Origin of the sequence: Rothia sp. HMSC058E10 (assembly GCF_001809415.1) — a bacterium.
GTDB classification, from domain to species: Bacteria; Actinomycetota; Actinomycetes; order Actinomycetales; family Micrococcaceae; genus Rothia; species Rothia dentocariosa.
The window spans coordinates 19706-33380 of record NZ_KV797619.1; the positions used below are offsets into that span (position 1 = coordinate 19706).

9 protein-coding genes and 1 pseudogene are annotated in these 13675 nt (G+C 51.5%); 7 read left to right on the top strand and 3 right to left on the bottom strand.

Features of this window, described 5'->3' with window-relative positions; all coding sequences use genetic code 11:
- Positions 1 to 292: 292 nt before the first annotated feature.
- A complete protein-coding gene (locus tag HMPREF2609_RS03090) occupies positions 293 to 1066 on the bottom strand; it encodes an MBL fold metallo-hydrolase (RefSeq protein WP_070534990.1) in 774 nt (257 codons plus the stop codon).
- A gap of 177 nt (positions 1067 to 1243) precedes the next feature.
- Here HMPREF2609_RS03090 and uvrA point away from each other — a divergent pair, with 177 nt between their 5' ends.
- Positions 1244 to 4132, top strand: coding sequence for an excinuclease ABC subunit UvrA (gene uvrA / locus HMPREF2609_RS03095; RefSeq protein WP_070534991.1), 2889 nt, complete (start codon positions 1244 to 1246; stop codon positions 4130 to 4132).
- Positions 4129 to 5187, top strand: coding sequence for a GNAT family N-acetyltransferase (locus HMPREF2609_RS03100; protein ID WP_070534993.1), 1059 nt, complete (start codon positions 4129 to 4131; stop codon positions 5185 to 5187). The genes uvrA and HMPREF2609_RS03100 overlap by 4 nt, the downstream gene beginning before the upstream one ends.
- 111 nt (positions 5188 to 5298) lie before the next feature.
- Here the strand turns inward: HMPREF2609_RS03100 and HMPREF2609_RS03105 are convergent, their stop codons facing one another.
- Positions 5299 to 6774, bottom strand: a complete 1476-nt coding sequence (locus HMPREF2609_RS03105) for a glycoside hydrolase family 1 protein (RefSeq protein ID WP_070534995.1) — start codon at positions 6772 to 6774, stop codon at positions 5299 to 5301.
- A gap of 339 nt (positions 6775 to 7113) precedes the next feature.
- Positions 7114 to 8613 (bottom strand): anion permease, encoded by a 1500-nt coding sequence (locus HMPREF2609_RS03110; RefSeq protein ID WP_070534997.1) that lies wholly within the window; start codon positions 8611 to 8613, stop codon positions 7114 to 7116.
- Positions 8614 to 8865: 252 nt separating this feature from the next.
- Between HMPREF2609_RS03110 and HMPREF2609_RS03115 the strand changes: the two genes are divergently transcribed.
- The 5 genes and pseudogenes from HMPREF2609_RS03115 to HMPREF2609_RS10515 all read left to right on the top strand — a co-directional run.
- On the top strand, positions 8866 to 9564 hold the full coding sequence (locus HMPREF2609_RS03115) for a lipoate--protein ligase family protein (RefSeq protein WP_048752043.1): 699 nt from the start codon (positions 8866 to 8868) through the stop codon (positions 9562 to 9564).
- A 159-nt stretch (positions 9565 to 9723) separates the two neighbouring features.
- Positions 9724 to 10614, top strand: coding sequence for a fumarylacetoacetate hydrolase family protein (locus HMPREF2609_RS03120; protein WP_070534999.1), 891 nt, complete (start codon positions 9724 to 9726; stop codon positions 10612 to 10614).
- A 388-nt stretch (positions 10615 to 11002) separates the two neighbouring features.
- Positions 11003 to 11326, top strand: coding sequence for an ArsR/SmtB family transcription factor (locus HMPREF2609_RS03125; RefSeq protein WP_238382359.1), 324 nt, complete (start codon positions 11003 to 11005; stop codon positions 11324 to 11326).
- Positions 11327 to 12129: 803 nt separating this feature from the next.
- On the top strand, positions 12130 to 12870 hold the full coding sequence (locus HMPREF2609_RS03130; RefSeq protein WP_070535001.1) for a DUF6318 family protein: 741 nt from the start codon (positions 12130 to 12132) through the stop codon (positions 12868 to 12870).
- Positions 12871 to 12882: 12 nt separating this feature from the next.
- Positions 12883 to 13675, top strand: a pseudogene (locus tag HMPREF2609_RS10515) (hypothetical protein); the annotation flags it as partial.

Sequence of the window (13675 nt, forward strand, 5' to 3'; positions counted from 1 at the left end):
GGTATTTAAATGCCCTGCTTTCATGCGGGGTAAAAATAACAGAATGGTTACAAATATGCGCTCAGCTTATCTAAGGTTTTTGGAGAGTGAAAACCATGTAGAAAACCGACCCAAAAGTAGGCTAAACTTGAGTTATCAAGTGATCGAAGGTTTCATGAATTGTCCTCGAGTTGCTTGTGTTTGAGTGAGTGATAGATACCCCCCGGGTGTCATAAAACGACCGCGCTATGGTAGCGCGGTCGTTTTGTTTAACCAGACTTGTGCTGCTAGAAAGCCTACAGGATGTACTGGGCTACCAGCCCCGTGAACCCCATTCTTCAAGGTGCGGACGCTCGGTGCCTAATGTTGTGGAACGCCCGTGACCCGGAAGCACAATCGCTTCATCATCAAAGTTTCCAAAGAGCTTTTCAAGAACGTTTGAGAAAAGTTCGCCAAACTGCGCGGGAGAATCGGTCTTGCCTACGCCGCCGGGGAAGAGCGCATCGCCGGTGAAAAGCAAGGTAGCAGGGGAGTCATCTTCCCATGTGGTCTGCACAGAATATACGATGGATCCGGGAGTATGCCCGGGAACGGAAATAGTGCGCACCTGCAGCTCTGTATCGTAAAAATCAAAAACTTCGCCGCCGTTTAACTCGTTTTCGACCGTGAAATTTTCTTGCGCACGAATGGCCTCGGCGTCCGCGGATCCTGCATAAGTAATGGCACCGGTGAGAGATTCAAGCTCGCGCAGAGCACGAATGTGGTCCCAGTGCCCATGGGTGACCATAATACCCGTCACGCCAAGAGCACGGCGGGGGATAGGCTCGAAATCTTCTTCAGATTCGAGAATGCGCACTCGGCGGTCGTTCTCTTCTGTAAGGGCTAGGTTTGGACAGTCCTGCATGATTGCCTCAAGCGTGAAGGTATACAGTGCTTCTGCATCATAAGCGGGATCGATCAGCATTTGCTCACCAGTATGGCGAATCGTGATCAGGTAGACGCTGTTATCCATGTCTGAGACGCTTAGGGCACGTACTGTAAATTCCGGATTTTCGAAGATAAGAGTTGATTCGGGATAAGTAGCCATATATCCAGTGTACTGATGCGGTGTATATCCCGTTTCTAGCGGCAGGTATAAGGGGGTAACGGGAATGAAAGTCACCAGGAAAAACGTTCGCCACGAGTCAAACCCGCATCATAAAGCATGCTATCCCCGCCGAAAGAGCGTAGAATGTAGATTCGAAGATAGACGAAAGGATTTTCGATGCCTCCCCGTGCTGGATCAGCAACCGCCCCTTTGCGTTCAAATGACCTTAGCAGCATTCGTGTGCAGGGTGCTCGCGAAAACAACCTCAAGAACGTTGATCTTACGATTCCACGTGACGCAATGGTGGTTTTTACAGGGCTATCGGGATCTGGTAAATCTTCACTTGCTTTTGACACCATCTTCGCAGAGGGACAGCGCAGGTACGTTGAATCACTATCTTCCTACGCGCGTATGTTCCTTGGGCAGGTAGATAAGCCTGATGTTGATTTTATTGAGGGGCTATCGCCAGCGGTCTCTATCGACCAGAAATCTACTTCAAAAAACCCGCGGTCGACGGTAGGCACCATAACCGAGATTTACGATTATATGCGCCTGCTGTGGGCTCGTGTAGGGCGTGCGCACTGCCCAGTGTGCGGTGAAGAAATTACCAAGCAAACCCCGCAGCAGATTGTCGATGCACTGCTGGAATACCCCGAACGTACGCGTTTGCAGGTTCTTGCCCCCGTGGTATCAGCTCGCAAAGGTGAGTTTGTTGATCTGTTCAAAGACTTGGTGACACAGGGCTATTCGCGTGCCCGGGTGGACGGAAAAACAGTTCAACTCTCGGATCCTCCTAAACTAGCGAAACAATACAAACACACCATTGACGTTGTGGTAGATCGTATCGTGATTAAGGAGGGTATTCACCAGCGACTGACCGATTCCGTGGAGACCGCACTCAGACTAGCCGATGGCCGCTTGCTCATCGAATTCGTAGATGTACAGGCAGATTCACCCGAACGCACCCGAACATTTAGTGAAAACCTTGCCTGCCCCAACAATCACCCCCTGCAGGTGGACACTATTGAGCCGCGCGCCTTCTCCTTCAACTCGCCCTTTGGCGCATGCCAGGCTTGCGATGGTATTGGTTCCAGGCTTGAAGTTGATGAGGATCTTTTAGTGCCCAACCCAGATATGACTCTGGGTGAAGGCGCTATCGCTCCGTGGTTGCAGGGAAAATCTACCACCGAGTATTGGCTGCGTCTTCTTGCAGGTCTCGGCGAAGAGCTCGGATTTGACCTTAACACTCCGTGGAAAGATCTCCCTGCCAAGGTTCGCAAAGCAATTCTGGAGGGCAAAGATTTTAAAGTTGAGGTCTCGTACCGCAACCGTTTTGGGCGCGAACGCCGCTATACCTCCGGGTTTGAGGGTGTTAAAGCCAATATTATGCGTAAACATCAAGAAACTGAATCTGATTTTGCGCGTGATCGCTACGAACAATATATGCGTCAAGTTGCATGCCCGGTATGTCATGGTGCGCGGCTTAACCCTACTATTCTCAGCGTCAAAATTGAGGGTAAATCCATTGCGGATGTAACCGCTATGCCACTTCGTACCGCCTTAGATTTTATGCGCGCCCTGGAGCTGACCCCTCGTGAGGCTAAGATCGCCGATCAGGTACTTAAAGAGCTTGATGCACGCTTGCAATTCCTCTTGGACGTAGGGCTCGATTACCTGACGTTATCACGTTCCGCTGGCACGCTTTCGGGCGGGGAGGCCCAGCGCATCCGACTGGCAACCCAGATTGGCTCCGGGCTCGTTGGCGTGCTTTATGTGTTGGATGAGCCCTCTATAGGTTTGCACCAGCGCGATAACCGACGTCTAATCGATACCCTGACAAAGCTACGCGATATGGGAAATACCCTCATTGTAGTGGAACATGACGAAGACACGATGCGGGAAGCCGACTGGATTGTTGATGTCGGACCAGGTGCGGGCGAACACGGCGGTGAAATCGTCCATTCGGGCACTTACAAGGAACTTTTGTCCAATAAAAAGTCGATAACCGGTGATTATATGGCGGGTCGGCGCTCTATTGAAGTTCCAAAGAAACGCCGCCCACATGACCGTAAACGTGTGTTAAAGGTCTATGGAGCTCGCGAGAACAACCTCAAAAATGTTGATGTTACCTTCCCCCTAGGTGTTTTTACCGCGATCACAGGCGTATCGGGATCGGGTAAATCAACCCTCGTGAACGATATTCTCTATACCTCACTGGCGAATAAACTCAACGGTGCAAAACAGGTTCCAGGACGGCACAAGAAGGTAGACGGTCTGGAACATCTGGATAAGGTTATTCACGTTGACCAATCGCCTATTGGGCGTACTCCGCGGTCGAATCCTGCGACATACACCGGCGTGTTCGACCATATTCGTAAGCTCTTTGCCGAGACGAATGAGGCTAAAGTGCGCGGATATACCCCCGGACGGTTCTCGTTCAACGTTAAAGGCGGTCGATGCGAAGCATGCTCAGGTGACGGCACCCTCAAGATTGAGATGAACTTTTTGCCGGATGTTTACGTGCCTTGCGAAACCTGCCAGGGAAAACGCTATAACCGCGAAACCCTCGAAGTGCATTACAAAGGTAAGACTATTTCTGATGTGCTTGAAATGCCGGTGGAGGAAGCTGCAGAATTTTTTGCGGCCTTCACCCCGATCGCTCGGCACTTGAACACGCTGGTTGATGTGGGGCTTGGCTACATTCGTCTGGGGCAGCCCGCAACCACGCTTTCAGGTGGTGAGGCGCAGCGCGTGAAACTTGCCGCAGAGCTGCAGAAGCGTTCTAACGGTCGTTCGATCTATGTGCTTGATGAGCCTACAACGGGTCTGCATTTTGAGGATATCCGTAAGCTCTTAACTGTGCTTCAGTCTCTCGTTGATAAGGGCAATACCGTTATCACAATTGAACACAACCTTGATGTCATTAAATGTGCCGACTGGATTATTGATATGGGTCCGGAAGGTGGCGATGGTGGAGGCACCGTAATCGCCGAAGGAACGCCTGAAGACGTCGCACAGGTTGAGGAGTCTCATACCGGACGTTTCATCAAGGAACTTTTGGTGTGAGTCATATTTCAGGTAATCATCCGCGAGCGCAAATACGCGGTGCTGTAACAACTCTCGACAGAGTACGCCATATTCTTGCTGCTCAGTTAGAGGCAGATTTCTGTTTACCTGCGGGAGCTATCTCTCAAGCACAGAATCTGGGTGCTGAGGTCTTGAGTGCACTGCAGCTTCCAGCGGAAGAGATGAGCGCATCCCGCCGCCGCAACGCTGATACCTGGGAACTTCGGGTAGGTAACTATCTGGGCGTGGGGTTGCTTTGCGCAAAGTATCCCCGGGTTTTGAAAACGGCCACTGAGTATATGCGTGGGGATCTCTCAAATTGGCTGGGCGATTATGCACCGTTACGCCAGCTGAATGAACTCTTGACCCCTTACAGCCAGCAGGTGAGCGGAACAAGCGTATATTACACGCCTTCACGCAACCTGCTTGAATCTGTGGTTCCGCCGGATGTTCCGGCGCAAGAGGTTAAATGCGCGGTACCCGGAATCGGCATGATGCGCCGGGTGGATAGCGGGGCGCTTCGCGAATCCTTACGGCAACATATTTGCAGTCTTCACACGGTGACGAAAGTACCGAACGCCTCGGCAGATGCTTTAGGGGCAGATGAAGATGATACGGCGGTTTCGGAATTCTCGGTGCGAATAGAGTTCCTTCAACCCGAGCAGTACGAGCGTTTTCGTGGCGATCCACGGTATTCGAACGCTTTAGGGTTTAGCAAACGTCGCCCCGATATTACGGTCCTTGCCGCATTTGACCCTGACGCCGCCACTGCTTTGGCAGATCCTTTAGCAATGGCGGGTGCAAGCGACGATTCGCCACTGATGCGTCAAATCGGTATTGATGTGCTGCCACAGGTACGACAACGAGGGCTTGCTACGCATCTTGTATATGAACTTTCCCGAATGGTTCTTGCCGATGGGCGTGTTCCATTTTATGGAACCAGTCCTTCACATGTGCTCTCACAGCGCGTGGCTTTGGCAGCCGGATTCATCCCTACATGGTGGGAGTTTGTCTCAACGAGCATGCACGATATGCCGCTCGATGAAGCATCGTAAGGTTCGTAAATTTTTGGTGAGAGTCAGAGAATTTCAGTGAGCGCCCACAACACGGGGGTGGTCTTTCGGAAACTTACCCGAAGACCAACCCTGCATTTCTCACAAGATTTACTAGGAGTTCTCAAGCTCCGCACCGTTAGATGCGATCACTCGACGGTACCATTCAAAAGACTTCTTACGGTAGCGGGAGAGCGATCCCGTACCATCGTCATTACGATCTACATAGACGAAACCGTAGCGTTTCGACATCTGCGCTGTAGACGCTGAAACCATGTCGATACAGCCCCACGTAGTGTAACCGAGTAGCTGCACACCGTCGGCAATAGCTTCGCGCACCTGTTCCAGGTGTGCCCGCAGATAATCTATACGGTAATCATCGATCACAGTCATTTCACCATCGACCTCAACAAGTTCGTCGCGTGCGCCTAAGCCGTTCTCGACGATGAAAAGAGGTTTCTGCCAGCGGTCCCAGTACTGGTTGAGTACAATAAGCAGCCCGACAGGATCGATCTGCCATCCCCACTCGGAAGCGGTCAATGTCGGGTTAGACACTCCACCGAGAATATTCCCTTCGCTGCTTTCGCCGCGGCTTGGGTCGCTGCTGGCACAGGTGGACATGTAGTAGCTGAACGAGACAAAATCGACCGTATTTTTGAGGTCTTCCCGATCTCGTTCGGTAATGTTGAGCTCGATACCTTTTTCGTGGAGCATGCGTAGGAAATATCCGGGGTAGGTTCCACGAACGTGCACGTCGCCGAAGGCAAAGTTCGCGTGTTCGGCGTGCAGGGCGGCGAGCGCATCCTGGGGTGATGGTGTGAGCGGATAGGTGGGCATTGCTAAAATCATGCAGCCAATCTGGGCTTGAGGTACGAGCTCACGGGCAGCACGGGTAGCGCGCGCTGAGGCGACAAGCTCATGATGAATTGCCTGGTAAAGGTCTTGCTCACTCAGCTGTTCTTTGGGGGTGTTAATACCGCCAGACATAAACGGTAGGTGCAGCACCGAATTGATTTCGTTGAAGGTGAGCCAGTATTTTACGCGGTGGCCGTAGCGTTCAAAGAGTACCCGGCAGTATCGTTCGTAGAAGTCGATAAGATCGCGACTTACCCAGCCGTTGTATTGTTCTGCAAGGTAAAGCGGTGTTTCGTAGTGGCTGATAGTGATGAGCGGTTCGATGCCGTATTTTTCAAGTTCATCAAGCACACGGTCGTAGAAGGCGAGGCCTTCCTCATTTGGTTCTGTTTCGTTACCGTTTGGGAAGACACGTGACCAAGCGACGGAGAACCGGAATACTTTGAACCCCATTTCCGCAAGGAGAGCGATGTCTTCGGGGTAGCGGTGGTAGAAATCGGTGCCCTCAAGTTTGAGGTTATCGGGTGTGGGCGCGGCACTTCGTGGGCTCAGCCCTCCGTGAGGGAGTACATCCTGAATACTGGGACCCTTGCCGCCTTCATCCCAGGCACCTTCACACTGGTTGGCTGCGGAAGCGCCTCCCCACAGAAAATTTGGGGGAAACGCACCGTGCAGGTGGGGTTTGATGATGGGCAGCGATTGGGTGTCATGCGTGAAATGCTGGTCTTGATGCATGGGGCTCTCCCGTAGATGGCGGACAGTTAATGCTTAGATGGGGAATACGTATATGGCGGATAGAACACATCGCCGTTGTTGTACAACAACCCTAACAGTTTTAGCGCATATTCCTGCAGAGATGAGCAGTAAGATTACGGAAGATGGCTTAAGTTTCAACGCTAGAACCCTGGTGTATCGGCTTTGTTTACGCCGCGCTGTATCGGGCGCTTTTTGGGTGTGCAGGCAGCATACAGAATGTCGGTAGAAATAAAAAGCCCCGGGCGTGAACCCTTTTCTAGGATTCAGCGCCCGGAGCTTATGTGGCTGAATAGACCGGAAGAGCTTAGCGAGCGCTCACTAGGGTGTAGCGTATCCGAGAGCGAATAGCCACGCGGTGCCCACAACACCCCAAATAATCATATTTACGAGCGAAGACAGGAAGCCCAGCTTGAACCATTCACCCACACTGAAATACCCCGATCCGTAGTACACCCCTGCCGGTCCAGAGGCATAGTGAGTGATACCGCCGATAAGGTTGCCGGTAAAGCCGAGGAAAAGTGCGGCGAACATTGGGGGAGTACCCGCCGAAATTGCTGCCCCCAGGAACACAGCATAGAGGGCGACAATCTGCGCGGTATTAGAAGCAAACATGTAGTGAATGTAGAAGTACACCAGAATCAGAATGCCAAAGGCGAGCGGCCAGGACATACCCGCAACGCTGTGCGCAGCGCGGTCACCTACCCAATCAACAACCTTGAGCTTCTTGAGCTGATCCGCCATGCCCACAAGCACCGCAAAGAAAATGAGAGTGGACCAAGCACTGGAGTTATTCGCCATATCTTTCCAGGTGAGCACCTTAGTCACAAGAAGAATTGCGATGCCGAAGAAGGCTGCACTGGTCGCGCTAATACCCCAGGACGTGCCGCCAATCCATAGGGCTAACAGCAGTACGAAGGTACCGAGCATAATCCACTCCGGCACGCTTAAGGGGCCCATCTCGGCAAGCTCTTTGCGCGCATGGTCGGGAGCATCAGGGGTGTGCTTGATAGTCGGCGGGTACACCTTCGAGATAAACCAAGGCATAACGGCAAGGGCGACCAAACCGGGGGCTAACGCGGCAAGCGCCCAGGTGCCCCAGTCCAGATGCAGCCCTTTTTCTTGAGCAAATTTTTGAGCCAGCGGGTTACCAGCCATTGCCGTCACGAACATCGCGGCGGTGATGGTATTGACCTGCGCCTCGGTCATGAGCAGATAAGAGCCCAGCTTGCGGCGTTTCTCGGGGGTCTCGTTGGTAGAGCCATTCACCTCAGCAAGAGAGCGAATAATCGGGTAAATCACGCCACCCGCGCGAGCCGTATTTGAAGGAGTCGCTGGTGCAAGCACGAGGTCTGTGATCGCCATGCCGTAAGAAAGCCCGAGGGAAGACTTACCGAGCATGCGCACAAACAATAGGGCAATGCGCTTCCCTAGCCCGGTAATGAGGAACCCATCGGCGATAAAGAACGCGGCAACAATAATCCAGATTGAGTCGTTGCCGAAGCCTTTAAGCGCTTCTTCTTTCGCGTTCATGGTACCGGTGATCATCGCAGCGCCGAGACCAATAAGCGCCACTGATGGGGTTGGCAGCGGCTGGAAGATAAGACCTAGGATAGTACCGGCAAAGATAGCGAGCATATGCATGCCACGTGGTTCCACCCCTGGGGGTACGGGAATAAACCAGATGGCTACAGTAATGGCGAGAATCACCGCAACTTTGACGATGAGAGCAGTATTAGCCTGCTTGGGTTTTTCGGGAGGTTGCGATTGCTCATTGCGAGCGGTGGCATCGGGTTCGGATATCGAGGACGATTGGCTCATGTCCGTACTCCTTTGAAACGAAACTTGATAGGCGCACACGTACAGTGTGCATACGGTTTCGTCAGCGTTCTTATGCTGTGAATGTGTTGGTATCTGATGGCTTATGTGGGAATACCGTTCAGACGTTTTAAGTTTACGTCTAGACTCACCTTTCAGAAAAGGGTTTGCCCGCAAAAACACAGGGCTGCTTTGGTTTCCCTTACTTTCGCTGAACAGTCGGGAATGATGGGCCAACCCGGTAGAATAAAATCCGTGGAAATCCTTCGTGAACAAGGCCCAAAATCCGGTGAACTTCTGATGCACCACGACGACACCGTGGCAATGCTGCGCGAGGTCGCAGCGGGAAAACGCACCGCAACCCTGCGTATCTACCAACCGAACCCTACCGTCGCTTTCGGTCGTCGCGATGAGCTCAATCCAGGATTTACCGCCGCCGCGCAGGCATGCCGTGATCTCGGGTACGACATACTCGTGCGTAAAGTAGGCGGTCACGCGGCCGCCTACCACACCGGCTGCCTCGTCATCGATCATTTTCAGCCCGCCGAAGACGCAAAAACCGGCAACAACCTGCGTTACAAACTCTTCGGAGACATGTACGCCCAAGCCCTGCAACTCGTCGGGGTGGATGCGGCAGTCGGCGAAATCCCCCAAGAATACTGCCCGGGTGAATACTCCGTATACGCTCGGCTAGGCGGCGAACACTCTGGGGAGCGCATCAAACTTGTGGGGACCGCACAGCGCGTTATTCAGGGTGGCTGGTGGTTCAGCACCGGAATCGTTGTATATAACTCGGCATCTCTACGCGAGATTACCTCGCGAGTATACGATGCTCTCGGCATGCCCCTTAACCCTGCAACTGTAGGTGCCGCTGAAGACGCAAACCCCGCTCTGCTCATGGAAGACCTGGAAGACGCGATTTTAGAGATTTATGCACAGAACGGCTTCAAATAGCCGTTATGCACCAAGGCGGCGTTCCCGCCTTATGACTAGCTAAGACAGCCGGTGGTTCCCACATAATCCATGCAGCTGCACGGCACCCCTAGCGAGACAATAAAGACAAGTTCACCGTAGACTGGTAATACGACCGCCCTCACACCTCAAGGAGAGCATATGCGCTGGGGACAAATCCAAGACGACAAAGGCCGCCGCGCCGTCTGCATGCACGAAGAAACCATCTATGAACTCCCCGCAAAACTCTCACCCCTACTCCAGTTCTACAGCCGTTACCGCACCAACTTCGGCAACCCTGCCAACGCGGTGAGCATCCTCCGCGAAAACGGCTCTACAACACTAGGGCACGGCGAAGAACTCTGGAATACCCTACCTTTCGTACGACCGCTGGACCGCCCTGGAAAAGTCCTTTGTGCCGGGCTCAACTACCGCGATCATGCCGGAGAAATGGGACTCGAAATCCCAAAATATCCCACCATCTTCACGAAATATCCGAATGCGCTCATCGGCCCCAATGAAGAAATTCAAATGCCTTCTGCAAACGAAACCGGAAGCACAAAAATAGACTGGGAGGTCGAACTTTGCCTTGTTATTGGGCAAAAGATGCGCCGGGTAGACGAAGAAGAAGCGCTCGCTGGACTGCTGGGGTACACCATTTTCAACGATGTTTCGGTGCGCGACTGGCAGGGACGTACCAGCGAATGGTTCCAGGGTAAAAACTGGGATAGCATGACACCGTTTGGTCCCTATATTGTGGCGACGGACGAGCTTGACCCTACCTGCGGACTTGATCTTACCTGCGAAGTTGACGGCGAGATACGTCAGCACGGTAATACCTCTGACATGATTTTTACTTCTGCACAGCTTATCTCATATATCTCGCAGTTCATGACCCTAGAACCCGGCGACCTCATCGCTACCGGAACTCCCGCCGGAGTAGGGCTTTCACTGCACCCACGGAACTGGCTTAAGCCTGGGCAGATTCTAGTAACCCGCATTGAAGGAATTGGCGCTATCAGTAACAGGTGCTCGCAGCCTTATAGCGGATAAGACAAGGTTTATTCAGATGGCTAGGTAAACGCTGCAAAAAATGCAGTCTTGTATGGTCTGCGCTTTCGTTCCTGGCTTTGTATTTAAGGTGCCTGCATTCTCGCCCATGCAAAGGAGAGGATGCAGGTACTTTTATCGACCTGAAACCTTTGTGGGCGATGGAGGTATTAGGAAACGTAACCTAAGGTTTGATGGAGAAGGGTGCCTGCTAGAGTGAGAATAAACGGAAACGATGGGGCTCGCATAGTTTAAGAGGACTGTGAGGTTTTGGACAGTCCATATTTCATGTAAAGGAGGAAAACGCCCAGTCAGTACGTTAATGTCACAATTTGGTGAGAAGTTTGTAGCGTATTGACATATAAAAAGGTGTTTATATAAAATTATGTTTATGGATAACGGTTCAGGTCAGACGGAACCACGAGACTGGGAACAAGAATTCGGTGCATCCGTAGCAATTTTCTCAGCACTCGCTAATCCGTTAAGACTTGCGATTGCACACCATTTGGTAGAGCGTCCACATAGTGTGAGCGAACTGCATACCTGCTTGGGTATTTCGCAGCCGCTCGCCTCGCATCATTTGCGCATCCTTCGAGAGGCGCATGTTGTTGAAGGGGAGCAGCACGGCAGAACCACTATCTATAAATTGTTAGACCATCACATCAGTCACATTGTGAAGGATGTGCACGAACATACGAAACACACCGGCGATTAGCTCGGTTTATCTGAGGAGAGATCATGACCACCGTTGCACCCCACCGTCATTCCGAAAGCCATGCACACACCCACGGACCTGCATGTGGTCACCAGGCAGTCATTCACTTAGATCACGTAGACTACCTGCATGACGGGCACGCACACCGCGAGCACGAAGGACACTACGATGAGTGCAACGCATGCTCATGTGGTAACTGCTCTGACCTGTGCGTCAACTGCACCTGCGATAACTGCACCTGCCCGACCTGTAACCATGCGGTTTGCGAATGCGCACACTGCAATGATTCTTGCGCCAACTGCGCATGTGATGACTGCGCATGCCCCACATGCCAGCACGCAGCATAAGCAATTTTTTAGACTATAAACCCGCCCGGCGTACTCTATGAGGATGCGCCGGGCGGGTTCTGTATAAGGGTCTCTGTTGTATTCAAAGTGTATAGGGCGTGTGTCATTGTGTGCGTTATCTAAATATAGTCTTTTGGGTGCAATTCTTAAGGATGGTTTTGCGTGGAAGTTGAGTTTTTAAATGTAAACTCGAAAGTCTAATATCTTTAATGTTTTGAATAAAATCCACAGAGTTGTTTATTAATAAATGGTTATATATGTCGCGGGTGAATCGCTAAATATTTTGAATCATCGTAGAGTAGCTACTAAGCGATAAATTCCCGCCATTACTAACCGTAGGGGTATCTGGGATTCCAGCGTTGGATATCTGAGATGCATGAACCTACGAGGTGGGAACGAATCGTGCTTCCATATTTTATTCACCCAGCCACAATTTTTTTGAGGATGTGTTCACCGATGAATACTCGTATCCCTGGTTTGTCTCGTCGTGCCCTTATGAGCGTTTTGGGCGTTTCTGGGTTTGCTGTGTTGCTATCTGCCTGTGGGGAGGACTCGAAGCCTGCTGGAGTGGCTACTGAGAGTTCGAGTTCTTCTAGTGCGGAAGGTGCTGGTGCTTCCAGTTCTGCGTCTGTTTCTTCAAGCGAGAGCCCTTCGCCGTCGTCGAGTGTGCCGCCGCATTATTCCGGGAAATCAAAAGCTCCGGAGGGGGAGTATCGTCCTGCGGATTTTTATGGTCCTGCGCAGAATGTTCCGAAGCCCAAGGCGGAGGAGGGGTATACGAATGCTTCCTTGGAGGGGATGCGTAAGACGGTGCAGGCGTGGACGGAATGGCGTAACTATGGCATGCAAACTGGAGATTATAGCGAGGCGAAAAAACTCATTAGTAAAGACTTTACCAATGAGAAAAAATCCTATGATTTCGACTCTGGCCTTTATAAGAAAGGGGGATGGATCATGGGTGGAGACAGTCACAAGTATGAATTCCACGGCGAACCTATCAACCAGGGCAACGGCAAATACGAGTGGAAATTCTTTCTAGTATGGTCTCATGTTATATACGTTGAAGCGAACGGGAAAGATTACCGGGAAGTATCAAATAAAGACTATGAAGATAATTGGTACACCCTCTCACTTCATCATGATGGTAATCGTTGGCTTATTGATAACGTATCCCCTATCGAGTTGGATAAGAAGTAGGTTCAAGAAATCATGAGAACTAGAGCTTTTCCACTCCTAACAACCTTCATCCTGATCTGCGCACCTTTGGATTTCTACACATTAGCTGTAGCTGATGTTGTGTGTGGTAATTCAAATACATACTGGTGTTCTGAACAAGAGGAGACTTACACGTATCGGTGGAATAAACAGGGGCAGAATGCTCAGCCTGTTGATAATTCCCATCAAGGTGAAGAGAGCATACAAATGGACCAAGGAGAACTGGCCAGGCGAGAAGAAGAACATCAGCGGTGGTATCGGGAGCATCATCATGGGAATCTTGGGTTCGCTCAAGATAAAAGTGGTGCTCATAAGTCGTTTAGATTTGATGTTGCAAATGATGGTTCGTACTGTGTTAGTCGGGATGGGCGTGTGGGTCAGTATAAAGAATTTACTGATGATGGTCGGGCTAAACCTGTCGGGGAGACGATTACGAATCATCTGTTCGGTGATACCTGCACCCTGAACGATCCGGAAGCGGCCAAGGAAGCTCAGGGTGAGTATGAGCGGATTATCACCGAGATGCGCACCCATTTGCTGGAGTTGATCCCGGCACATCCGCACCTGACCTTGGATAGCGCACATCCACCACACACGAGCAAGGGTGAGGAAACGAACTTCTACACCACCCTAGAAGGCAGTTCTAATATTTTTGAAGGGGATTTACCGATCGGGCGCACTAGGATTCGTGCGGTACCGGTGGCGTATCGGTATGAGTATGGAGATGGACATGACCTAAAAACACATAGTGCTGGTGACCCGGTGTCTTCACAGCATTCCGGACAAT

Bases quoted from the DNA above. Each gene is read 5' to 3' on its own strand.
- HMPREF2609_RS03105 (WP_070534995.1), bottom strand. From the start codon at position 6,774: ATGCATCAAGACCAGCATTTCACGCATGACACCCAATCGCTGCCCATC.
- HMPREF2609_RS03130 (WP_070535001.1), top strand. From the start codon at position 12,130: ATGAATACTCGTATCCCTGGTTTGTCTCGTCGTGCCCTTATGAGCGTT.
- HMPREF2609_RS03125 (WP_238382359.1), top strand. From the start codon at position 11,003: ATGGATAACGGTTCAGGTCAGACGGAACCACGAGACTGGGAACAAGAA.
- HMPREF2609_RS03110 (WP_070534997.1), bottom strand. From the start codon at position 8,613: ATGAGCCAATCGTCCTCGATATCCGAACCCGATGCCACCGCTCGCAAT.
- HMPREF2609_RS03120 (WP_070534999.1), top strand. From the start codon at position 9,724: ATGCGCTGGGGACAAATCCAAGACGACAAAGGCCGCCGCGCCGTCTGC.
- uvrA (WP_070534991.1), top strand. From the start codon at position 1,244: ATGCCTCCCCGTGCTGGATCAGCAACCGCCCCTTTGCGTTCAAATGAC.
- HMPREF2609_RS03090 (WP_070534990.1), bottom strand. From the start codon at position 1,066: ATGGCTACTTATCCCGAATCAACTCTTATCTTCGAAAATCCGGAATTT.